The sequence below is a fragment of the Agrobacterium sp. CG674 genome (assembly GCF_053521645.1).
The window spans coordinates 1-21771 of the sequence record NZ_JBNWDZ010000008.1 but is presented as its reverse complement, the minus strand read 5'-3'; the positions used below and the strand labels follow the sequence as shown (position 1 = coordinate 21771).

The window sequence follows — 21771 nt, the reverse complement described above, 5'->3', positions numbered from 1 at the left end:
CGTAAAAGTAGAAATGTCCACGCATGTTGAGCTTGTAGAGATACAGTGTCGGAGGCATGGGAGGCGTTTCTACTCGCAGAATGCGGCTGCCCCACCGTTTCAGTCAACTCGAATGCTGGCGGTCGAGACAATCGCCGACCGCCATGCGTCTTAACTCGCCATTGAATAAACGCGCTGACCAGTCTGCTGACCACCCGCGCCCTTAGAAATCCTGAACCGGCTGATCATTTCGGCCAATGCTTCGGTTTCTTGTGTCAGGCTCTGAGCAGCTGCTGTTGTCTCTTCAACCATCGCGGCATTTTGCTGCGTAACTTTGTCCATCTGGTCGGCGGCAGACGACACTTCGCGCAAGCTGACCGCCTGTTCATTGGCACTTGAAGCAATCTGCCCGATTGTCTGGCTCATGCCAAGAACCTGTTCTACGATTTTGCCCAGGGAGCTGCCCGTGTCTTGAACAAGTTGGACGCCGGACTGTACCTGCGTTGATGACATTGAGATCAGCGTCTTGATTTCTTTGGCCGCCTGAGCTGAACGCTGTGCAAGTTCACGCACCTCTTGGGCAACGACTGCGAAGCCTTTACCGGCTTCGCCTGCGCGCGCTGCTTCTACACCCGCATTGAGTGCCAGGAGGTTGGTCTGGAAAGCGATCTCATCGATGACGCTGATAATATTGCCAATTTTTGAAGACGATTCCTGGATTTCAGTCATAGCCGCAATCGCACGGGCCACCACCTCTCCGCCCATTTCAGCATCGCCACGTGCGACCTTCATGGTTGTCTGGGCCGTGTTGGCACCGTCAGCGGTGTCGTTGACACCCCGGGTTACTTCACCAAGAGCAGCGACAGTCTCCTCCAGAGAGGCCGCCTGTTGTTCAGTACGTCGGGCAAGGTCATTAGAGGCGGTGGAAATCTCCCCGAGGCCAGACCGGATGGCGTACACGGCTTGCACGACATTACCGATAGTGTCTTCGAGTGCCTGTACCGAGGTATTGAAATTATGGCGGATTATCTCGAATTCGGGTGCCAGTTTCTCGTCCATGCGAACAGTCAGATCGCCTGTAGCCAAAATGTCGAAGCGGCTCTTTACGACATCTACGAAACGCTTGAGGTCTTCCGCTTTCGCCTTTTCGAGGCCGGCGCGCGTTGTACGGTCGGCTTCCACCTGTTCCTGCATCGCTTCCTGTTCGGCCTTCAACGTTTCGCCTCGCGCCAATTGATGGCGGAATTTCTCGAGGGCCGATGTCAAACTGCCGAGTTCATCTTTGCTGCCACTTTCGACGATCGGATCCTGATAGTTTCCGTTCGACATTTTCTGAACAGCTGACAGAACGCTTGTCAAAGGCTTGCCGATCAGAGTGCGACTGGCGACCAGGATGACGCCAACTGTGACGATAAGGATCAGCAGTCCGCCGATTGCCGTGCTGTAGATCTGGCTCCACACCGGTGCGGCGAAGACCGCAGCAGGCACATCCAGAACCGCTGCCCAGGTGGTGTTCATACCGGGGGCAGAGAAAGGATAGATCAAGCGAACCCCACCATCCGGCATGTCGGAGAGAACCTTGATCTTACCGTCAGCCAATGCTTGCTTGACGGTTTCAGCACCCTGATCCGCATAGTCGGTCATGAGCTTTGCCTGATCAGGATGTGTCAGCCATTTGGCATTGCTGGCCAGAAGCATGACGTTACCACCTTCAAACGGCTTCATTTGGCTGACCGATGCGGTGAGATCATCAAGTTTGATATCGACGCCCGCCATACCGAACAAAGCGCCGTTCACCATGACCGGCACGGATACGGATGTCACGAGTTTCTTCATGTTGGTGAGATAGGGCGCGGTTATCGCTGCCTTCTGCGAATTCAGGACGAGGGAGTAATACTCATCCTCAGGCTTTATGGTCCAAGTGGAGAACTCCATTTGGCCGCTATCGCCTTTCGTCCAATAGGGTGTGAACACGCCTTCTTTGTTCAAACCGTCGGTTCCAACCGTTTTGATCGGGCTTTTCGGCACAACGAGCTCGCACATCCAAGCACCGAAAACACTGGGATATTGCGGAGCGACGGTTTTAATCATGGCGATGATGTCAGCCCGGTTTTTCGAGCCGTCGCCGATAATGCCGGAAAGGCTGGCCGCGAGGGTCGCGCCGGCCGATGTCGCCTGGGTGATATCCGTTGCTACGCGTTGGCTGACGAGAGCGGCCTTTTCGGTCGCGAGCGCCATAACGTCGCTTTCCGTCTTGGCTGTGATACGAGCAATGTTGAAGGCGGTATAGGCAATAAGAATGCTGGCTATCGCTATGCCTGTCGCCAGAATAAGCTTGCCGGACACAGTCCTCAGTAGAGAATTCATAGTTAGACCCCCAGGTTTTCCGAGGACACTAAGCGATATTCGTGAATAAACTCCAAATCCGCCAGTATCACTAGTAGTGGGGGTACAGAAAGCCCGCCGACCGACCCGAGCATCCTAAATTTCAAATGACGCACTCTGTAAAGACGGTTCGTTCGAACTATTGGCGAGAAACGCAGTTGGAGATGCATGACGGAGATATTGAAGATTGCTCCTCTCATTGCCTCCGATTTTGCGAGCTAGGCGGGGCCTAGCATGATGTAAGTCTCGCTTCTTGCCCTATTGGGACCGAGCCGGTGATGTCGCATCGTTAGGGCTTGCAAGCGAGCGAGATCAATCCTCAAGGCTAAACGTTCAACATGAATCCGAATTTAGGTTGAGGTGACATTGCTATATGAACGTTCCGAGACCCCAAAGAGACATGTGAAATGCTCTCTGAAGGCTGGTAACACGCAAGGGCAGAAATACCGGAGGCAAGAGGAATGACCAGAGAAGAAATGCTTAGCTATTCTCAAGCGGTTTGCGATGGTCTTCGCGAGGACGAAGATGGGGTGAGACGCGAGGTTCTCACCCACGCTGGAAGCAGGTGGTCGCTCGGCGTCATACACACCCTCGGTGTCTATGGTAGGCTCCGCCACGCAGACATCGGAAAACGAATGCACGGCGTGACGCAGCGGATGCTAACTCGCACGCTACGCCAACTCGAACGAGATGGTCTCGTCACGCGTCATGATCTTGTTGAGGTGCCGCCTCGGGTGGAATACGAACTGACAGAGCTGGGAATGGGTCTTCTCATGCGTATGATCCCGTTGTGGACGTGGGTCGTGGAGAATTCCGAGCAGTTCCGAAAGTCGCGCGAGGATTTTGATTCCCGTCCGCCAGAAAAGCCCTCCTGGCAGACGTTTTAACAATCGAGACATGTCGCCGCTCCGCTGATGTCGGCACGGTGTTCGACTCCGTAATGATATTGCTGCGGATCAGCTCTTATTGGGAGCGCGGATATACCGCGCTCCCTTTATTATCTTCTCTCGGCTCGCACCTTCGAGGCCATGTCACTTGCCGCTCAGGTTCGCATTGATCCAATCGGACACTTCCGTCACCTTGATGCCTTCGCGTGCGTTGAACGTGCCTGCCTTGTCCCACGCCATTCCTCGTCCAATACCAAAGGCTGCGCGATACTTGCGCATCATGTTTTGGGGGTCGTTTGCCAGTTCTTCCATAAGGACGGGAACTTTCCATTCGGACCGGTTGAAGGGCCGGTTCAAACCCGCCTCCAGCTTGTCCGCAAGCTCGCCATAGGTGACGGTGTCGCCCGCCAGAAACACGATCTCGTTGCTGATGGTCGGCTCGTAGAAGACGATTTCAGCGGTGAGCACGCCGATGTCGTCGGGCGTCGTCAGCGTGACAGCGGTATCGAAGCTGCCAAGAGCGTTCACTACGTTGTTTTCCAGGTCGACGACGCCGAATTCTGGTTCGAAAAGATAACTCATGAACATGCCGGTGGAGATGATGACCCAATCCGTCTTGCTCTGAGAGCGAAGGAGTTCACGCACATCGAGCTGAGCGTCGAAGATGTCCTGCGGACCGCCTCGACCAATCGCCTCGAAATCGACACCAAACTGCCAGGGGAAATAGCGCGGTATACCGGACTGCAACGCCGCTTTGGCCAGCTTCATCGGTGTATGAATCCCAGCCGCATAGCCAGCGCAGCCAATCACGGTATCGTACTGTGAAAACAGAGATGCGAGTTCATCGATTGAGCTATTTACCAAATCGCCCACTACGATCTCGATCTCCAAGTCGCGGATTTCGGCGACGTCGCGCTGTTTGGCTGGTGAGTCTGAGTTCACGGCACTGCCGCGAAGCAAAACGCTGATCTTTGCGCCCTCAATGCCCTTGGCGCGACGGGCCAGATTGCGAAGGACGGGCATGCCGAGTTCCCCGGCCCCGAGCACGAGAATGTTTCGTGACTTCACGTTGGAAACTGTCTGGTTCATCGATTTCAATCCTTCAAAAACTCCATGTCAACGCTATTTGGCAAGGCGGGACCACGAAGAAAAGAAGGTACACGGATGATACCGCAGCAAAATAGAAGGCGCGTTCAACTACTGACCCATCATCGCGAGCAATGGCTCATCACTGACGCACCGCGACACCGAGTAAGCTTTCAACGACCTCAGGGTGTCCCTTCAAATCTACTGGCGTTCCTCCCCAAGCGATCTGACCTCTTTCCATAATGAAAATATACTGTGCAAAGTCGAGTGCAGCCTTGATGCGCTGCTCCACCAACAAGATCGTTATCTGTCCTGTTTCAGCAAGATGCGAAAACGCTTGCATCAACTCCTCGCATATGACCGGAGCCAAGCCCTCCAGCGGCTCGTCCAGTAGCAGCACACTTGGACGACCAAGGATCGTTCGCGCCGTCGATAACATTTGTTGTTCTCCGCCTGAAAGCTGAGATCCTAGATTTCGGTGGCGCTCCTTCAGGCGTGGAAACATGACGTATGCCTCCTCAACGGCATCGGCGGGGCGTCCTTTAAGGCCAACCAGAAGGTTCTCAGCGACCGTCAGAGAGGGGAATATGCAGCGCAATTGTGGCACATATCCTAGACCAGAGTGAGCCCTTGCGGGGCTCTCCATGGTGGAAATTTCCGCTGTCCCAAGCCGGATCCTGCCACTGTGTCGTTTAGTTTGTCCGGCTATGGTCGCGAGCAACGTCGTTTTGCCGGCTCCGTTTCTCCCCAGTATCGCTACCCGCTTACCCGCTGCTACATCGAAGCTCACGTCTTCAAGAATACGTGTCGCGCCGTAACCTGCTGTAAGCCCGTCTACGCTTAAGGATTGAGCACTCATGCCACATAGCCTCCCAGATAGGCTTCACGAACCCGTGCGTCCTTGACAACGTCCTGCGGCAGGCCGTCGAAGATGATAGCACCTGCGGCCAGCACAATGACTCGATTGGCAAAACGAAAAACAAGATCAAGGTCGTGATCAATCATCAGAACGGCCAGTTCTTGCGGGAAGGCAGCGAGAGCATCTTCAATCCGTTGTGTGTCAGTGCTCGGAACGCCCGCCGCAGGCTCGTCCAACAGAAGAACGTTGGGCTTGAGGGCAAGAGCGAGAGCAATTTCCAAAAGGCGTTGCTGGCCATAGGCCATGTCACTTACTTCTTTGTTCGCAACATGGGCGATCCCGAGCGTTTCGAGGTGCTGTTTCACTTCGGCCATGACGAACGGCATGTTCCGATAGTGACCAACCATGCGCCCGCTTATTCGCAAACGTTGGAGGATGGCCAACGCGATATGCTCCTCTGCGGTCATATCGGCAAAGAGCCGGGTGACCTGGAAGGAGCGGACCAGTCCTTTACCCACTCGCTGCGTTGGAGTGTATCTGGAGATATTCTCGCCACCGAGACTCACCGTGCCTGAATCCGGCACCAAGTGACCCGTGACAATATTTACAAGGGTCGTTTTGCCAGCTCCATTCGGGCCAATAAGAGCGAGCCTGTCCCCGGCTTGCATGGAAAACGAAACATTCTGAGTGACAGGAAGCCCACCAAAGGACTTCTTCAGCGCTTGAGCTTCGAATATTGGCGTCATTCTCGTTGTCCTCTCTTGCGTCGGTATAAATCGGCAACCGAGCCGTAAATGCCTTGCGGAGCGACGAGCACAACGAAAATCAGGAGGGCGCCTACGATAGTGAGCCAATGGAAGGGGTTTGCAGCCGACACATAGTCTTCAAAAAGCATGAAGGACACTGCGCCGATCATTGCACCGTAGAGTGTTCCAACGCCACCCAGCACCAGCATGACCAGTGCTTCGGCTGATAGCCCAAAGCTCACGCTGTCCAGGCCGACAACCTGCGTAGCAATTGCGTTCAATGCCCCCGCGATACCTGCCACAAGGCCGGAGACGGTATACATTTTGAGAAGATTGCGCCGAACCGACGCACCCATCGCCTGCACTCTGACAGGATCTTGCTTGATTCCGCGGCAGAGCATGCCGAACGGCGACCGTGTCACAATCCGCAGCCCCAGAAGGACGAGGAGAAGCAAGGCAACGCCAAGCCAATAGGCAGTGACGCCCCACAGGTCGAAAGTGAACACCCCAAAGAGCGGTGCAGGTGAAATGCCGGACAGCCCGTCGCTGCCACCGGTGAAAGCTGAAGCCTTATTGGCCGCCTCATGCGCCAATTGAACCAAAGCAATGGACAAGACCAATTGCGCCAATCCATGAGCACGCAGGACTACAAGCCCGAATACAAAGGCGGCAGCCGCGCCACCAGCGGCACCAATTGCGACCATCATGATTGGGTCGGATATGCCGTATCGAGCGGAGGCGATACCGGCAGCATAAGAGCCTGCCCCGAAAAGAACGGCATGCCCAAGCGTTGCGATACCGCAAAAGCCTACCACAAGGTCTAGCGACACGACAAACAGAGCGGTGCTCAGAATCCGAGTGAAAAGCCCGAGATTGTTGGGGAACAGGAAGTAACCCATTGCGGCCAGAACGGCGACTGCGACCAGGCCGGAAACATCGCGGACAATTCGGTTACGTCGATCATCTGCAATCCGTATGGAGATATCTTCAGTCTTCATATCACCGCGCTCCGCCTAACAAGCCGTTTGGAAATATGCTGACCACGACTATGACGGCGAGATAGAAGAAGAACTCGCCGAACTCAGGCGCCGCATAGCGTGCAGTTGTTTCGATTGCGCCCAGAAGGAGGCACGCGACAAGGCCCCCACCAATTGATCCTGCGCCACCGACGCAGACGACCACAAGAAAGGTCACCATATAGCGCAGCGCGTAATAAGGTTCGATTGGAAGCAACTCGGCACCGAGTATGCCACCAAGCGCCGACAGGCCGATTGCGACAGCGAAACTCGATGCGTAAATTACTTTGGTGCGCACACCCAAAGAGCCAGCCATTGCAGCATTATCGACGGTTGCACGTAACCGAACGCCAAATGGAGTTCTCTCTGCTACAAACCAAATCGCGCTTGCCACCGCAAAGCCGATGGCGATCACAAAAAGCTTATGGACGGTGATCGTACGGAAACCAATATCGAGTGGCGCTTTCAGCACCTCCGGCAATGGTATGGGCTTCAATGTAGGGCCGGCGACATAGTTGGCTATGCCAATGACGCAAAAGCTGATGCCAATTGTCATGAGGACTTGCGTCAGATCGGAAGAGCCGTAGATCCGGCGATACAGCAACCTCTCAAGCAGTATGCCGACCAGAATAACGACAGCAACTGCGAGAACAAGGCTGACACCATAGCCTAGCCCCAGATTTTGTATGGCATACGATGCGACGTAGCCTCCGACCATTGCAAATGCGCCGTGAGCCAGATTCACAACGCGCATCAATCCCATTGTCACCGAAAGGCCAATCGATATTACAAACAGGACCATGCCATACGCGATGGCATCAATCCCCACGCTCAGAATGGTGAACATAAATAGACTCCCCGCCTACAGCGCCCAGCGCACTATGTGGCGCACAAAGCTTCGCCGTAGCACTCAGATTTGCTGCATGATTTTCTTATGAAATCGATTCCGATTTAACGAATGATGCAGCAGTTCAGCATCAATTGCCTTACTTCGTGGCGGCCAAACCAGGATCGCCTTGGCTTGGGAAGGTTTGGATTTCCTTGTTGAAGTACATCCCGTTCGGCAACTTGCTCACCTCGCGCAGATAGATATTTTGAGTGATGTGACGGGTTTCAGGATCGATGGATACTGGGCCACGAGGGCTTTCCCAAGCCATACCTTTCACCGCGTTGACCGCTTTCGAGGCATCCTTCTTGCCATCGGTTGCCTTGATCATTTCGTAAATCACATGCATGCCGTCGTAGGCACCCACTGCGGGGAAGGAGAGTTCAGCAGGATTGCCAATCGCCTTGCCTGCTGCAGCCACGAATTTCCTGTTCGCATCCGAGTCGTGCGAGACGGAGTAGTGGAATGTTGTCTGCATGCCGATAGCCGCATCCCCCAATACCGGAAGATCTGGCTCTTGCGTCAGATCCCCCGGGGATAGCAATCTAATCCCAGCCTTGGCTATGCCGTTCTCATTGTAGGCCTTTACGAAGCCAAGGGTTGTTGGACCCGATGGCAGAAACGCGAAAACCGCGTCGGCACCTGAGTCTTTGACCCTTTGCATCACCGCACTGAAATCGTTGGTCGAAAGCGGGAGACGCAAGGCTTCTACAACAGTCCCGCCATCAGCCATAAACTGCGACTTGAAGGCGGTCTCTGCGTCCACACCTGGCCCGTAGTCGCTGACGACGGTGATCACTTTCCTGAACCCTTGCGCAAAGGCTACCTTTGCCATGGGTTGGGACGTTTGCCACATTGTGAACGAGGTGCGCAGCACAAGCGGACTTTTGATAACAATCGCAGATGTGCCTGCGTTCATGACGACCATCGGCACGTTCGCTTGCTCCAGAAGCGGTGTCACTGCCATCGCGTCCGGCGTGAAATAGAACCCGGCCAGATACTGAACGGCATCCTTCACCACCAGTTCCTGGGCGCTGGCCTTGGATTGCGCCGGATCCGCCTGCGGAACGTCGCGGTAGATGATCTGAATGTCGTGGCCGCCAACTTGCTGGCCATTCAGCGCCATATAGGCATCAATACCGGCCTTGAAATTCTTTCCCTGCAAGGCAAATGGCCCGGAGAAAGGACCAATGACGCCGACCTTGATCGTATCTGCAAAGGCGGCGGTGGACAGGATCGCTGTTACCACAGCGGTCAACAATGAAAGCTTCATGAAAGTTCCCTCAGTTCTTTTATTTATGTCATGAAGCCTAAGCTTGCCGCCGAGCAAGTACAGCCGTTGCGGATAACCACATCCCTCAATTCCATAGCCATTTCGTCGATTGCCTGGCGGCAGGTCACCGACCCTGTGTCGGACTGTGGCTTGGGCACCAGGGATGCTCGGCAACCAGGATAGCGAATGCCAAAATCGACGGATTTGATCCCTGCACCAAATCCCAATGGCTATTGTTTCTGCAAATATGGCGCACTCTTTTACTTGTCGGTGGCCGCACCTGTGTCGGACTTCGGCTTGGGCATGAGAAGATGCGTGGCGACCAGGATAGCGAGTGCCGAAATCGACGGGATCGCTGCGGCCAAGACGATCTGCTGCGGCGCCCATTCGAGGGCAATGACGACACCACCCAAGGCTGGGCCGATGATAGACCCCACTCGACCCGCCGCCGCAGCACAGCCAATGCCTGTTGTTCGCAGGTGCGGAGGGTAGAAGGATACGGCAAGGGCACTCTGGCCCACGCAGCAAGACAGAAGCCCGAGGCCCAATCCAAAGGCGACTGGCATAAGAAGCTCTTGCCGAAGCTCACCTAACCCGAAAAACAGGATGCATCCGAGGCCGAAAAATGTAAACAGGAACAGAGACTTGAGGACCTTGAGCCTGCCGACGAGGACGGTTAGAAGCACGCCTCCAACCAGCCCGCCCATTGAAAAGGCAGCAGCACTGGCCGGAGCTAACTCCTTGGGCATACCCCAATTGATCAGCAAGGTTGGTATCCAATACAGAAGCGCGTAGGCCTCGACGAATATCGTGAAGGCAAATAGCCAGAGAAGCACGGTCTGCAGTGCCAGATGTCCTTCGAACAGGCCCAATATTGGACTTCGTGTCGAAGATGCGGAGGTTTTGACGCTGACATCTGGAAAATAGCGGTAGATCGCCGGCACCAGAAGCAATGGCAGAATGCCCCCGACGACGAATACGGATTCCCATCCATAATGTCTAATGAGTGGACCGCCGACAATTCCTGCCAGAACGCCGCCAGCAGAAAGACCGGTTGCGATCAAGATTGCAGTGGTGGCCCGCCGGGCTTGCGACACGACAGAGGAGGCGCCACCGATTGCAAGCGGCAGGACGGCGCCCAAACCGATGGAGGTGAAGAGCCGAAACAAAGACAGCGTGACGATATCCGTCGAGAGCGAAGTCGCCAGCGTTCCCAATCCAAATAGAACAACGCTAAACAGAATCACCTTGCGTTCTCCAAACCGCAAAGCGAGCGGGCCCGCTCCAATGTAGCCGACGACCGCTCCCAAACTTGTGGCCAGAAATGCAGGTGCTATAGCCGAAACGGGCAGGCCCCAGATGCCCGCCAGGACCGGTGCCACGAAGGTCACCGTTATGGTGTCGAATCCATCAAGAAGTACGATCAGAAAGCACAGGACGATCAGCGTGATCTTTGATTTACGCTCTCCGGCGGCGGCCTTGTCGAGCCCATGATGAGTAGATTGCATATTCATTTTTGTTCCCCATTTTTTGGATATGCACGTTGAGAATTCTGCTTTTGTCTCCTTGCGTTTTCCTCCCTTGAACGCGGACCGTGATGAGTAGTCCGCTGCCGATGTGCTGCTGGTTCTCAGACAAGATGTCCGTATGCGGCGACACGTTTGTCGAAGTGCATCACTGCGCGCGTCTTGGCAAAGGGCGGCCACTGCGGCAGATCTGCGCCGTTCGGAGACCCGGTAAGGGCAAATGCCGCGAGACTGCCCTGGAATACAGCCGTAAGTGAAGCAACCTCAGCCGGATCGGCTGTGGCCACCATGGGTGCGACACTCCAGACCTTTGGGTTGCCGAACAGGAACGGCAAATCGAGGCAGTGGCCTGCACCCAGTCCAGGCAAGGGTGACTGCCAGTCGAATTGATAGGCATACGAGGCTGTCTGTCCGTGGCTCCATTGGCTCTCGGCAAAGGCAGAGCTGAGAAGAACGAAATCGACGTCGCTGAACATATCGCAGACGACGGAGCGCGCTGTCGGAGGCACCCGTCGAGCCTTGGCTTCTGCCAATTTCTCCCCACCTTCTTCGCCAAACTTGCTTTGGAAAAGCGACAGTAAACCCTCTTCGGTCAAATCGTTGAGCGGTGAAGGCCCCATGGAAAACGAGGCGTGTTCTTCACGCGTGACGCCAATAATCGTCCGGCACCACGCCGCACTGCCCTTTTGAATCGACAGGATAGGGTCCCGTGGAATGAGGTCTCCATCAATAACAGGCATGAACGGAGGTGTTACGTCGCCCACCGCCGCGCCGGGAACCGGCAGGTTGCGCATGCGTGCGATGGCTTCCATTATGGCCGTGATCGGAGCGTCCCGCAGCTTGTCCAAGTCGTCCGGTGAGAAGCCAAGTTCGCTCAACAGTGCAGAGCGAAAACCTGTTGAATCCTCTGCCTTCTTCAAGGGCAGGCCGAGCGGCGTACTCATCAAAATTGCCTGATGGAACAAGCCTTGTCCGACATTTGTGCCCAGCATCACCGCGATGCTGTACGCCCCGGCCGATTGCCCGGCGACAGTCACCCGATCCGGATCTCCGCCGAAAGCACGGATGGCCTGCTGCACCCATCGCAGAGCCGCGATCTGATCATGATGGCCCAGATTGACGGCATCCATTTCAGGAATTGGCATAAAGCCGAGAACGCCCAACCTGTAGGTGATGGTTACGACGACGAGACCGGTCCTTTTCGCAAGTTCGTGACCGTCGTAGCAATCGAGAGACCCACCGCCGGTCATGAAAGCGCCGCCATGGATGAAAGCCAGTACGGGCGCCGAGGCGTCGTGGTCGTGAGGGGTCCAGATATCCACATGCAGGCAATCTTCATCCTGCATCATCGGGTAGGTGCCCATTACGGCATCCAACCGCGACGGCAGTTGCGGCGGAACTGAAGCAGGGCTGCTTGCATCGCGTACGCCATCCCACGCAGGAGGCGTCGTGGGCTTTGCAAAGCGTTCCGTGCCAGTTCGGGGCGAGGAATAGGGTATTCTTCTGAAACAGGAGACACCATCGACTTTTGTTCCGCGAAGCGCGCCGAAGGGTGTATTCACGACAACAGACCCGGACATTTGCATTCTCCATGCTCAATGATTATCCGGTTACTATAGACTCGCTTTTTCCGTTTGCTCGTTCCAAGAATAAGCCTCCTTCGTCCCGAATATGAGACAGTGAATGCCCGGACTCGACGATCTTTACCTCTTCAAAAATGTGGTGGATGCGGATGGTCTGTCCGCTGCTGCTCGACGTCTCAACATACCGAAATCAACCATTGCGAGGCGTATGTCGGAACTGGAAACCCAGTTGGGGATGAAACTTTTCCATCGCAGCTCGCGTCATTTCCAGCTGACGAATTTCGGCGCGATGTGTTACGAGCGATCCGCGAAAATGTCCGCTGAAGCCGACGAGATCTTTGCTTTGGCGGAGGGATCCCGGCAAAACCCTGCCGGAACTCTCCATGTGATTTGCCCGCCATTGCTGGGATCACTGCTCATTGATGGCATCGCGGCGGATTTTGCTGTCGCTGCACCCGATGTCCGCCTTCATCTGGAGGAGACGACAGGCATTTATGACCCACGCGCAGCCCACGCTGACCTTTTGATCTACCCAGCCTTTGAGGCTTTGCCTGACTCGGCATTGGTCGCTCGCAAAATCTTCACGTCACCCTATGTGCTCGTTGCACACCCGGACGTAATAAGGAACGGGCCGGATATCAGCGACCCGCAGTCGTTGCGATTGTTGAAATGCCTTGGGCTGGGCGGGCGCGATACGAATTGGTCGTGGAAGCTGCGCTGTGGACAAAAAACAATCGAGGTGCGGTTCGATCCCGTCTTTACCACCACCTTGCCAACGGCGCTGTTGCAGGCCGCGCGCAAAGGACTCGGTGTAGCATCACTGCCAATGCGTCTTTGCTCTGAAGACCTCGCCTTGGGCCGGCTTGTCCCGGTCCTTAGCGAATGGTCACCCGAGCCGGTCAGCTTCTTCGCAATCTATCCCGGCAGCAGAACAATAACCGCTGCAACCCGCAAGTTTCTGGATCTGCTGCTGGAAAGATTGCCCGCAATGATCAATGGCGTCGCGGAATCGGCGTCTGCGAGCGATCAAGGATCAATCGAGCAAGGCATGCGGGAAGTGAAGCGACTGGATTGAATCGTAAGTCGTTCAGCTGGTGCCGAACGACTTGCGAGCCTCTTCGGCACCGCGCGCCAACAGTCCGGCGTCGATAGCGACAGCGGTGAAAGTGCAGCCGAGCGATATGCATTTCGCTGCAAACTCCTTGTCTGTCGTTAAGATGCCTGACGCATTGCCCATGGCAGTGAGGCGGATGATGGAATCTTCAACTGCCTTCTTCACTTCCGGATGTCCCGGCTGGCCGACATAACCCATGGAAGCAGCCAGATCAGCCGGACCGATGAAGACGCCATCGACGCCATCAACGGCTGCAATATCATCTAGGCGCTCCAGAGCAGTAACTGTCTCAACCTGAACGAGTAGGCAGAGCTCATCTTCGGCGAGCGTGGCGTAATTTGCCACACGGCCGAAACGGGTTGCTCTTGTCAATCCGGAAACACCCCGAATACCTCTAGGAGCATACCGCATCGCAGCCACCGCTTCTCTCGCCTCCTCAGGACTCTGCACATAGGGAATGAGCAATGTCTGCGCTCCAAAGTCGAGCAGGCGTTTTATCAGCACCGCATCATTCGTCGCCGGCCTAACAACCGCAGACACCGGATATGGCGCAACGGCCTGCAATTGCGGTAATACGGTCAGGGGATCTCCTGGAGAATGCTCCGTGTCGAACAACAGCCAATCATAGCCCGAACCCGCTGCAATTTCAGCCGCATAAGGGCCAGGAAGACTGCACCAAAGGCCGATCTGACTGCGCCGCTCGCGTAGCGACGCTTTGAATACGTTACGAGGCAATTCCATTGTCAAGGCTCCTAAATCAGCGTTGTACCGATGCTAGCGTCGCTCATGCTGATGGAACATCCTATGGTCACCATTTCGCATGCGATGTTAAGAAAAAGGCTACCCGACACAGCAGGTGCGCTAGTTTTTCGGTAAATTCCGCCATCCTAAGGTAATGCATTTGGTAAAAATGGCTATTCAACTTGGTAGCCATCATCGCCCTATTTCCTATCATGAGTTCACACGCGGCAAAATCAAGCTGCAACCAATGTTGGGAGATCGATTGCGATGACAGGCAGGCCCGAGAGTATTCTGGATGGTAAAAACCGGCCATTCACCGGAGCCGAATATCTGGAGTCACTCCGTGACGACAGAGAGATTTGGATTTACGGCGAGAGGGTCAAGGATGTCACCACTCATCCCGGCTTTCGAAATGCCGCCGTTTCGATCTCGAAGCTTTACGATGCGCTGCACGACGAGAAGACGAAGTCTCGTCTGACGGTCGAAACAGACACAGGTTCGGGTGGCTATACCCACAAGTTCTTCCGCTATGCTCGCACCAGTCAGGAACTTTTCGCCCAGCGTGACGCCATCGCCGACTGGGCACGCATCACCTATGGCTGGATGGGCCGAAGCCCTGACTACAAGGCTAGTTTCACAAACACGCTCGGCGCAAACCCTGATTTCTACGGTAAGTTCGCTGGGAATGCGCGGTCCTGGTATACCCGCGCCCAGGAATCCGTGGCATTCATCAATCACGCCTTGGTCAATCCTCCCATCGACAGAAACAAGGCGATGGATGACGTCAAGGACGTGTTCATCAATGTGACGAAGGAAACCGATTCAGGGTTTTTCGTTTCGGGCGCGAAGGTGGTTGCGACCTCATCCGCTCTCACGCATTACAACTTCCTCGGCCAAAACCTATCCGCAGAGCTGACCGATGACAGTATGGCGGTAATGTTCATGGCCCCCATGGACACGCCCGGTGTGAAGCTGATCTGCCGTCCATCCTACGAATTGGCGGCGGCTGCGACAGGATCTCCCTTCGACTATCCCTTGACCAGTCGCTTCGATGAGAATGACGCCATCTTCATTTTCGACAATGCCTTCATTCCCTGGGAAAATGTCTTCTGCTATCGCGACAAGGAGATGCTGAAGACCTTCTACAACCGGTCAGGTTTCCTCAACGGCTTCACCTTCCAAGGCTGCACGCGTCTGGCGGTGAAACTCGATTTCATCATCGGCCTGACACAGAAGGCATTGCGCGCGTCCGGTACAGATGATTTCCGCGGCGTGCAGGTGCTTGTTGGGGAAATGATCGGTTGGCGTAATCTGTTCTGGGCGCTGACCGACGCCATGGCGGGTGCGCCCGACGAATGGGTTGGCGGCGCGGTATTGCCCAACGTGAACGCGTCTGTGACTTACCGGATTCTGGCAAGCGAAGCTTATCCAGCCGTACGCGGCATTATCGAGAAGATTGTTGCTTCCGGGCTGATCTATCTACCATCCAGCGCGCTCGACTTCAAAAATCCGTATCTGGACGAGTATTTGAAGCGATACGTCCGTGGTTCAAACGGTGTGGACTACAAAGAGCGTATCAAGATCATGAAGACCCTGTGGGATGCCATAGGCTCTGAATTTGGGGCTCGTCATGAACTGTATGAGCGCAACTATTTCGGTAACCACGAAATGATCCGCATGCAGGCTCTTATGCATGCAAAGGGCAGTGGCAAACTTGCCGCCATGGAAGATCTGGCCGCGGCTGCGATGGCGGATTACGATGAAAACGGTTGGATCGATCCCGCCTATCACAACGTCGACGATGTATCGATCTTCAAAGCTCGCTCTGGGGAGCAGTGAGGATGGTTGACAAAAGCCAATTCCGAGACGCGATGGCGCATATTGCAGCCGCGGTCAACGTCGTGACCACTGACGGCGCCAAAGGACGTTGCGGTTACACATGCACGGCCGTTTGCTCCGTGACTGACGATCCTGCAATCGTGCTGGTATGCCTCAACCGTTCGAGCGCCATGAACGAGGTCTTCAAGCACAACGGCGTCTTCTGCATCAATGTCTTGAGCAACGATCAAAAACATCTTTCGCAGCAATTTTCCGGCAGTGCGGGTGTTGAAATGCAGGACAGGTTTTCCGGTGCAGACTGGTCCCGGATGCCGACCGGATCACCGGGACATCAGCAGGCGCTTTGCCTTATCGATTGCGAGATCACCGAAGTTAAGGAAGTTGGCACACACTCGATTTTGTTTGGCCGAGTGATCAAGATCGACGTCAACCCTAACCCGGATGAAGCTTTGATCTATTGCAACCGGGCATATCACGCCGTGTCGATCGGCCGCCACGCCAACGTTTGAGGAGACCATCATGAAGCTGACACCTTCAAATATGCCGATCAATCTGGACGACTGGATTGACGAAAACGGTGCCACTCTGAAACCGCCGATTGGGAATATCCAGTTTTGGAAAGAGAATTGGCAAAATCTCATGGTGATGATGGTGGGAGGGCCGAATTACAGGCCTGACTATCATGATGATCCCGGCGAGGAATTGTTCATTCAGTTGCGGGGGGATGTTACTCTGCGGCTGATAGACCCAGCCACGCGTGAGAGAAGCGAAGTGGTGGTGCGCGAGGGGGAGATGTTCCTACTCCCGGCACATGTTCGCCATTCCCCCCAACGTCCGGAAGGGTGTATCGGCCTCGTCATCGAGCGATATCGCCAACCGGGTGAGGTCGATGCGTTGGAGTGGTATGATGATGATGGCAATCTCGAGTTTCGCGGAGAATTCCTTGTCAAGAACATCGAGCTGGACCTGAAGCTCGTGCAGGAAAAATGGGCGACGTGGGTAAAGGACCCGGATCGCAGGATCCCGACGACCTGGCGGTCAAGCGGCGAATAATACAGCAAGATAAATAGCTTCCAACACGACAACGAGGATACAGGCCCTTGGCACGAACCATTTACAACAACCCCGCACTGCCCCGTTCCAAATCCCCACATTCAAATGCAGTAAAGATTGGTGGCCTGATATTCGTTTCCGGTTTTCCGGGATATGATTCAAATGTGCAGGTGCCCAAAGGTGATTTTGCTGCGCAGATGCGTCTAGCGCTGCAGCACATCAAGGCGACGCTCGAATATGCGGGAAGCTCTGTTGAAAAGATCGGCAAGATCAACATCTATCTCGACCGCCGCGCAGATTTTGACGAGATGAATGAAATCTATCGGGAGTTCTTCGGCGACGAGCCATCGGGCTGGCCCGCACGAACGACGGTTGAAGCTCGCTTGCCACGCAAAGATTTCCTTTTGGAGATCGACTGCGTCGCAGAAGCCTGAGAAGGACGAAGAAATCAATGCTGACTGACGAACAACGCCGGCAAGGCGCCGCAGACCTGTTCAGGGCGGAACACGACAAGCGTGTGATCCCGCAACTGAGCCGAACCTATCCCGACATCGAATTGCAGGACGCCTACGCCATTCAAAAGCTGTGGGCCGATTTGCACAGGGAAAAGGGCGCGCGCCAAGTTGGCCATAAGATCGGCCTGACCTCTCGCGCTATGCAAATGGCATCAAAGATTACCGAGCCGGACTATGGTCATCTGCTCGACCACATGATGTATCGGGATGGCGCGCAAATCGATACGAGCACATTTATCCGCCCCCGTCTTGAGGTGGAGCTTGCTTTTGTGCTGGCCAGCGATCTGGAGGGGCCCGGCATTCAAATCTATGACGTGATGCGGGCAACCGAATATGTGGTCCCGGCTCTTGAGATCATTGACTATCGCACAGAGGTCCCACGGGCTATCACCGACACCATTGCCGACAATGCAGCCTCGGGTGGTGTGGTCGTCGGTGGCCGGGTCGTTCGCCCGTTCGATGTCGATGTCCGATGGGTCGGGGCAACATTGTCGAAAAACGGGATCATCGAGGAATCCGGAGTTTCGGCGTCGATCATGGGGCATCCGGCTGCGGGAATAGCCTGGCTGGCGAACAAATTGCATGCCGTAGGCGAGAAACTCGAGAAGGGGCAGATTGTCCTCGGCGGCTCGTTCACGCGTCCAGTCGATATCGTCAAAGGGGATGTTATCGAGGCGAACTATGGTGAATTAGGCTCCATCGGCGTAAGCTTTATTTAAGGGGGGTCCGATGACAACACCAGGCAACAGCGAACTCAAGGCAAGTGCGCAAGCTGTGGTGAAGTCATTGGCAATCCAGAAAGGCATACAGGTCCCGGCATTTTTTCTCTTTGGCGAACCTTGCAAGGAAGAGATTTATGCCTTTCTGCACGCCGAGAAACTGGAAGTCCGGAATGCCGAAGTCGATTGGAACATACCGCTTCATGTGCATCCGGATTTCGACCAGCTGTCAATTCTTCTAACTGGATATTGCGAATACGAACACGACGGCATGGTGTTCATCCTGCAAGCGCCATCCTGCGTCTTCACCAAAGCCGGGACGATCCACCGCTTCTCTTACGAACCAGGCTCTGACGGCTTTGTCGTAAGCGTTTCGCCCGATGTAGTGAACGGGCTCGGTTCGACATCCAGTGGAGTATCGCGTGCATATCTGCGCGTGGCGGCGGCGCGATCCTTTGCCATAGATGACCCGCGCGGACACACATCGATCCATCAATTGTTGGCATCCCTCTCCAACCACGTATCTGCCTACCATGAGAACAAGCGCGAGTTGATGCGCCATCTCTTTGCAGCGCTTCTGCTGGAACTTGAGATTTTTGCCGTCAGCAACGAAAGAGGTCAGACCAGAAAGGGAAATATTCAGGCAGTTCAGATGTTTGATCGCTGCCAAGACCTCATTGGCGAAGAGATCAGGCAGCTCGGCATTCGCAAAATGAAAATGAGGTTTCCACCGACGACCTTAAACTTTGCTGAGGCGCTATCCACAACGCCTCATCTATTGAATACGGCGTGCAAACTTGTGGCGGGCGTGAGCGCACGCGAACTGATCCAGGAGGCGTTGCTGTATCAAGCATGCCAATTGCTCCTTTATACGCAGTTCTCCATCAAAGAAATTTCCTACCTTCTGGGCTACTCACATCCGTCGCACTTCGTCCGCTTCTTCAAGGCGCATCGCCGTTTGCCTCCACAAGAATTCCGTCATGGTCTTCAAAAGGGTGACTCACAACTTGAGGACTAAGTAGGAGTTTTACCGCACGCGCACGGCTCGCGTCGGCGTCGATCCCTTCATTGCACAGAGGGGAGACCTGTTCGCACGCTAGGATGAGTTGGAGGCCCTGATAAAAACAGAGACCTACTGTCTATACAAATCGTGGGCATAACAATCCCCTGAAATTGCTCGAAGTCGAGCGTTCCAAAATGGACGATCAGCTCAAAGCCGCACTGTCAGGTATCAGGCAGTTGCGTATTGAAGACGAGAAGCCCGCGCTGGACGTTGTGACTGGGTCAGCACAGACATCCCTCTTTAAGCGTGTAGCTAAGGCGCTCGCCCTCACAGTTTCATCAGCCATCCTAGCTTAGAATAGCAATCGCTCAGGCTTCATACCGCCAAGACGTTATCGATGCGCTCACCAGAGCTTCGGACGCGGGTTTTGCACTGATTAAGGGCGTAGGCGTGATGTCATAAGCCAGCGTGGCGAGGAAGTCGATATGGAGGATCCGCAAAGCGGCTACACTTAGCGTTTTAGACTTTCTTCCTAAGCGGCTGATTTCATTCAGGAGAGATAGTGGCTGGGGAACCTGGATTCGAACCAAGATTAACGGAGTCAGAGTCCGTCGTTCTACCGTTGAACTATTCCCCAACGCCATCAGGAGATGCCTAAGCATTCCGTTGGTCCGTCGTATAAATGATTTTTTTGGGGATGCAAGTCGAAAAATGCGTCGCAAGCGACATTTCTCAATGGCCGGATCTTGTCTGCCTCTAGATGCTACCGATCGTATGCGACTTCTGATGAAAGCCAGCTACCGGGGCTGGCTTTCACGTGCTCGATAATTTCCTTGAGTTCAGCACGTTCGGCAGAATCAAGTGCTTTCACACCAGGTATCCGTACTGGACCCACGTCTGTTCCTAGCATTTTCAACGCTTCTTTGACGACTGTCACATTCGCAACGTTCTGATATCTCGTTCTAAGGGCGTCGAAGCCAGCAATAGCATCAATCAAGCTGCGGGCTGCTTTGTAATTTTCCGCTTCCAAAGTACGTTGAATGGCCTGGGATCGTTCGGGAAAGACATTAACCAGGCCGGATGTAACGCCGTGTGCACCCATGGCATAAAATGCAGGCGCCCATCCTTCTGTCAGGCCCCAGACCAAAATGGTCGCGTGTCCTGCGTCGCACGAATAACTTCGGCCAGAAGCATGAGTTTGCCAGAGGCGTATTTGATACCAGAAATATTGTCGTGAACCGCGAGGTGCCGAAAATCACTCACCGACAGTGCGTCGCTACGACATACGCTCTGACAGGAGTAGTTGAAGCTTCCGCTGGCTCAAGAAAGTATTTCGCTTGATAGCTTGGTCCGGCGAAGGGATCGATCTGATCGTGGCCCATGATTGCGTCGGCGCCTATCAGAGATAGCATCACTTGCGCGTGCTTTAGCATCAGTCAAAGAACGGCCAACAGTTGCGCTGACCAAAGACTTGCCATCACGCCCCTTTATTGTCGTGCGATGCACGAGCCGCACCTTAGCGGTCATTAGGGTGAAAAACTCACCGGTATTACCCGCCGCCATAATGTTCTGGACGCCAGCATCAGCGAGGCGTTTGATAAGCATCGACAGCTTAAATGTGTCGACTTGTCCATCTGTCGCATAAGGTGTCACCGGAATACCGGATACCTTCCAATGCATTTCGAACCTTCACGGTCGCGTCATGAAACTTTTGACGCTCGATCATTCCAGCGAGGTATCGGCTGCGATACTGCATGGATATGATCGTGAAACGTCTCGTTCAGTTCAATCAGTTCATCGGCAGACACATTCATAGTCGCGAAACGCATGTGATCGATCGTTCTCTCAATTGCCTGAATGTCGTTTTGGCCACACCGTTTGGCGGCAAGCCGCGCGATCATCGATTCAAGCGCTGCTCTGCCCAGTATCGTTTCCTCCACTAAGTCTGCGTTGAAACGAATGATGACACCGCTCTCGCAAGCGTTTGGACTAATCCTTCAGCTTCAAGCTAGTGCAGGGTTTCTTTGAGTGGTGTGGTACTGACACCCAGTCGCTCTGCAAGTTCTCGTACGTTGACATGCTCTTCCCATGTAAACCGCGCTGATATTATCGCCTTTCTAACAGCCGATAGACATGGTCCCGAGGCGTCGAGTGTTCAGGGTCGAGGCGCTCAACGGGCGGCTTCAGGACGATAAATTGGTTTCGGCAAAATGTGAGCGCCTAAGACACTGATGCAATTAAATGCATAGGGCTGCGAAAGTTGTTGGAGGGCAGGAGGGTGCACGGCGAATGAGATGATGTTGGCAAGATGCTGGAGCAAGTCCGCCAACGGCGAAACTCGCCTTGTCGTAAGAGTTCCAGCTCTTAAGTCGAAAATACGCCTTTATAACCAATCACTTAGTGTTTTTCTGTATTTTCTGTCTCGGGTGCTGTTGACTATCTGCGGGGGTGTCCTCTATAACCCGCTCACTGACGAGGGCGGCGGCGCTGCTAGCGACGATGTCCTTCGTTCTAGAGAAAACCTGGAATTGGCCGAGAGGTTTGGTTCTGAGGATTGAGAC

Annotated in this window: 21 protein-coding genes, 1 tRNA gene and 1 pseudogene; 8 read left to right on the top strand and 15 right to left on the bottom strand. The window is 54.6% G+C overall.

Annotated features, from left to right (window positions below; translation table 11 throughout):
• Nucleotides 1-150: 150 nt before the first annotated feature.
• Nucleotides 151-2346, bottom strand: coding sequence for a methyl-accepting chemotaxis protein (locus tag ACQZ51_RS19185; protein ID WP_448779667.1), 2196 nt, complete (start codon nt 2344-2346; stop codon nt 151-153).
• Nucleotides 2347-2825: 479 nt separating this feature from the next.
• On the opposite strand from ACQZ51_RS19185, the gene ACQZ51_RS19180 reads away from it, so the two are divergent.
• Nucleotides 2826-3251, top strand: coding sequence for a winged helix-turn-helix transcriptional regulator (locus tag ACQZ51_RS19180; RefSeq protein ID WP_448779665.1), 426 nt, complete (start codon nt 2826-2828; stop codon nt 3249-3251).
• Nucleotides 3252-3395: 144 nt separating this feature from the next.
• Here the strand turns inward: ACQZ51_RS19180 and ACQZ51_RS19175 are convergent, their stop codons facing one another.
• From ACQZ51_RS19175 to ACQZ51_RS19140, 8 genes are all read right to left on the bottom strand, one after another.
• The gene (locus ACQZ51_RS19175) at nt 3396-4340 is read right to left on the bottom strand and encodes an aromatic alcohol reductase (RefSeq protein WP_448779663.1); all 945 of its coding nucleotides are present in this window, start codon (nt 4338-4340) and stop codon (nt 3396-3398) included.
• Between the two features lie 139 nt (nt 4341-4479).
• Nucleotides 4480-5196 carry an ABC transporter ATP-binding protein gene (locus tag ACQZ51_RS19170; RefSeq protein ID WP_448779662.1) on the bottom strand — a complete coding sequence of 239 codons (717 nt, stop codon included), beginning with the start codon at nt 5194-5196 and terminating at the stop codon, nt 4480-4482.
• Complete coding sequence (locus ACQZ51_RS19165; protein WP_448779660.1) at nt 5193-5942, bottom strand: ABC transporter ATP-binding protein; 750 nt, start codon at nt 5940-5942, stop codon at nt 5193-5195. Before ACQZ51_RS19165 ends, ACQZ51_RS19170 begins: the two co-directional genes overlap by 4 nt.
• Entirely contained in the window at nt 5939-6940 is a 1002-nt protein-coding gene (locus ACQZ51_RS19160) for a branched-chain amino acid ABC transporter permease (protein WP_448779658.1), read from the bottom strand. Before ACQZ51_RS19160 ends, ACQZ51_RS19165 begins: the two co-directional genes overlap by 4 nt.
• A gap of 1 nt (nt 6941) precedes the next feature.
• On the bottom strand, nt 6942-7805 hold the full coding sequence (locus ACQZ51_RS19155) for a branched-chain amino acid ABC transporter permease (protein WP_448779657.1): 864 nt from the start codon (nt 7803-7805) through the stop codon (nt 6942-6944).
• Between the two features lie 139 nt (nt 7806-7944).
• Nucleotides 7945-9117, bottom strand: a complete 1173-nt coding sequence (locus ACQZ51_RS19150) for an ABC transporter substrate-binding protein (RefSeq protein WP_448779656.1) — start codon at nt 9115-9117, stop codon at nt 7945-7947.
• Between the two features lie 260 nt (nt 9118-9377).
• Complete coding sequence (locus tag ACQZ51_RS19145; protein WP_448779655.1) at nt 9378-10631, bottom strand: MFS transporter; 1254 nt, start codon at nt 10629-10631, stop codon at nt 9378-9380.
• 116 nt (nt 10632-10747) lie between these two features.
• Nucleotides 10748-12223, bottom strand: a complete 1476-nt coding sequence (locus ACQZ51_RS19140) for a carboxylesterase/lipase family protein (RefSeq protein ID WP_448779653.1) — start codon at nt 12221-12223, stop codon at nt 10748-10750.
• Between the two features lie 103 nt (nt 12224-12326).
• On the opposite strand from ACQZ51_RS19140, the gene ACQZ51_RS19135 reads away from it, so the two are divergent.
• The gene (locus ACQZ51_RS19135; RefSeq protein ID WP_448779651.1) at nt 12327-13301 is read left to right on the top strand and encodes a LysR family transcriptional regulator; all 975 of its coding nucleotides are present in this window, start codon (nt 12327-12329) and stop codon (nt 13299-13301) included.
• Nucleotides 13302-13313: 12 nt separating this feature from the next.
• Here the strand turns inward: ACQZ51_RS19135 and ACQZ51_RS19130 are convergent, their stop codons facing one another.
• Nucleotides 13314-14081, bottom strand: a complete 768-nt coding sequence (locus ACQZ51_RS19130) for an aldolase/citrate lyase family protein (RefSeq protein ID WP_448779649.1) — start codon at nt 14079-14081, stop codon at nt 13314-13316.
• Nucleotides 14082-14348: 267 nt separating this feature from the next.
• Here ACQZ51_RS19130 and ACQZ51_RS19125 point away from each other — a divergent pair, with 267 nt between their 5' ends.
• The 6 genes from ACQZ51_RS19125 to ACQZ51_RS19100 are packed head-to-tail and all read left to right on the top strand — an operon-like array spanning nt 14349 to nt 19225.
• The gene (locus ACQZ51_RS19125) at nt 14349-15920 is read left to right on the top strand and encodes a 4-hydroxyphenylacetate 3-hydroxylase N-terminal domain-containing protein (protein WP_448779647.1); all 1572 of its coding nucleotides are present in this window, start codon (nt 14349-14351) and stop codon (nt 15918-15920) included.
• 2 nt (nt 15921-15922) lie between these two features.
• Nucleotides 15923-16429 carry a flavin reductase gene (locus ACQZ51_RS19120; protein WP_448779646.1) on the top strand — a complete coding sequence of 169 codons (507 nt, stop codon included), beginning with the start codon at nt 15923-15925 and terminating at the stop codon, nt 16427-16429.
• Nucleotides 16430-16439: 10 nt separating this feature from the next.
• Nucleotides 16440-16973, top strand: a complete 534-nt coding sequence (gene nbaC / locus ACQZ51_RS19115; RefSeq protein ID WP_448779644.1) for a 3-hydroxyanthranilate 3,4-dioxygenase — start codon at nt 16440-16442, stop codon at nt 16971-16973.
• A gap of 47 nt (nt 16974-17020) precedes the next feature.
• The gene (locus tag ACQZ51_RS19110; RefSeq protein WP_448779642.1) at nt 17021-17407 is read left to right on the top strand and encodes a RidA family protein; all 387 of its coding nucleotides are present in this window, start codon (nt 17021-17023) and stop codon (nt 17405-17407) included.
• Nucleotides 17408-17424: 17 nt separating this feature from the next.
• Complete coding sequence (gene hpaH / locus ACQZ51_RS19105; RefSeq protein WP_448779640.1) at nt 17425-18207, top strand: 2-oxo-hept-4-ene-1,7-dioate hydratase; 783 nt, start codon at nt 17425-17427, stop codon at nt 18205-18207.
• Between the two features lie 10 nt (nt 18208-18217).
• Nucleotides 18218-19225: an AraC family transcriptional regulator gene (locus ACQZ51_RS19100; RefSeq protein ID WP_448779638.1), complete on the top strand. Its 1008-nt coding sequence runs from the start codon at nt 18218-18220 to the stop codon at nt 19223-19225.
• Nucleotides 19226-19773: 548 nt separating this feature from the next.
• Here the strand turns inward: ACQZ51_RS19100 and ACQZ51_RS19095 are convergent.
• The 5 genes and pseudogenes from ACQZ51_RS19095 to ACQZ51_RS19075 form a co-directional block, all read right to left on the bottom strand.
• Nucleotides 19774-19847 (bottom strand) — tRNA-Gln (locus tag ACQZ51_RS19095).
• A gap of 126 nt (nt 19848-19973) precedes the next feature.
• The gene (locus ACQZ51_RS19090; RefSeq protein ID WP_448779637.1) at nt 19974-20357 is read right to left on the bottom strand and encodes a dihydrodipicolinate synthase family protein; all 384 of its coding nucleotides are present in this window, start codon (nt 20355-20357) and stop codon (nt 19974-19976) included.
• Between the two features lie 173 nt (nt 20358-20530).
• On the bottom strand, nt 20531-20890 hold the full coding sequence (locus ACQZ51_RS19085; RefSeq protein WP_448779635.1) for a dihydrodipicolinate synthase family protein: 360 nt from the start codon (nt 20888-20890) through the stop codon (nt 20531-20533).
• Nucleotides 20891-20910: 20 nt separating this feature from the next.
• The gene (locus ACQZ51_RS19080) at nt 20911-21111 is read right to left on the bottom strand and encodes an FCD domain-containing protein (protein ID WP_448779634.1); all 201 of its coding nucleotides are present in this window, start codon (nt 21109-21111) and stop codon (nt 20911-20913) included.
• A 107-nt stretch (nt 21112-21218) separates the two neighbouring features.
• A pseudogene (locus ACQZ51_RS19075) lies at nt 21219-21323 on the bottom strand (GntR family transcriptional regulator); the annotation flags it as partial.
• Between the last annotated feature and the right edge of the window lie 448 nt (nt 21324-21771).

Excerpts from the sequence above, each read along its gene's own strand:
- ACQZ51_RS19170 (WP_448779662.1), bottom strand. The coding sequence starts at position 5,196 with ATGAGTGCTCAATCCTTAAGCGTAGACGGGCTTACAGCAGGTTACGGC.
- hpaH (WP_448779640.1), top strand. The coding sequence starts at position 17,425 with ATGCTGACTGACGAACAACGCCGGCAAGGCGCCGCAGACCTGTTCAGG.
- ACQZ51_RS19135 (WP_448779651.1), top strand. The coding sequence starts at position 12,327 with ATGCCCGGACTCGACGATCTTTACCTCTTCAAAAATGTGGTGGATGCG.
- ACQZ51_RS19160 (WP_448779658.1), bottom strand. The coding sequence starts at position 6,940 with ATGAAGACTGAAGATATCTCCATACGGATTGCAGATGATCGACGTAAC.
- ACQZ51_RS19100 (WP_448779638.1), top strand. The coding sequence starts at position 18,218 with ATGACAACACCAGGCAACAGCGAACTCAAGGCAAGTGCGCAAGCTGTG.
- ACQZ51_RS19125 (WP_448779647.1), top strand. The coding sequence starts at position 14,349 with ATGACAGGCAGGCCCGAGAGTATTCTGGATGGTAAAAACCGGCCATTC.
- ACQZ51_RS19175 (WP_448779663.1), bottom strand. The coding sequence starts at position 4,340 with ATGAACCAGACAGTTTCCAACGTGAAGTCACGAAACATTCTCGTGCTC.
- nbaC (WP_448779644.1), top strand. The coding sequence starts at position 16,440 with ATGAAGCTGACACCTTCAAATATGCCGATCAATCTGGACGACTGGATT.
- ACQZ51_RS19145 (WP_448779655.1), bottom strand. The coding sequence starts at position 10,631 with ATGAATATGCAATCTACTCATCATGGGCTCGACAAGGCCGCCGCCGGA.
- ACQZ51_RS19155 (WP_448779657.1), bottom strand. The coding sequence starts at position 7,805 with ATGTTCACCATTCTGAGCGTGGGGATTGATGCCATCGCGTATGGCATG.
- ACQZ51_RS19085 (WP_448779635.1), bottom strand. The coding sequence starts at position 20,890 with ATGCATTGGAAGGTATCCGGTATTCCGGTGACACCTTATGCGACAGAT.
- ACQZ51_RS19180 (WP_448779665.1), top strand. The coding sequence starts at position 2,826 with ATGACCAGAGAAGAAATGCTTAGCTATTCTCAAGCGGTTTGCGATGGT.
- ACQZ51_RS19140 (WP_448779653.1), bottom strand. The coding sequence starts at position 12,223 with ATGTCCGGGTCTGTTGTCGTGAATACACCCTTCGGCGCGCTTCGCGGA.
- ACQZ51_RS19080 (WP_448779634.1), bottom strand. The coding sequence starts at position 21,111 with ATGATCGCGCGGCTTGCCGCCAAACGGTGTGGCCAAAACGACATTCAG.
- ACQZ51_RS19150 (WP_448779656.1), bottom strand. The coding sequence starts at position 9,117 with ATGAAGCTTTCATTGTTGACCGCTGTGGTAACAGCGATCCTGTCCACC.
- ACQZ51_RS19185 (WP_448779667.1), bottom strand. The coding sequence starts at position 2,346 with ATGAATTCTCTACTGAGGACTGTGTCCGGCAAGCTTATTCTGGCGACA.
- ACQZ51_RS19120 (WP_448779646.1), top strand. The coding sequence starts at position 15,923 with ATGGTTGACAAAAGCCAATTCCGAGACGCGATGGCGCATATTGCAGCC.
- ACQZ51_RS19165 (WP_448779660.1), bottom strand. The coding sequence starts at position 5,942 with ATGACGCCAATATTCGAAGCTCAAGCGCTGAAGAAGTCCTTTGGTGGG.
- ACQZ51_RS19130 (WP_448779649.1), bottom strand. The coding sequence starts at position 14,081 with ATGGAATTGCCTCGTAACGTATTCAAAGCGTCGCTACGCGAGCGGCGC.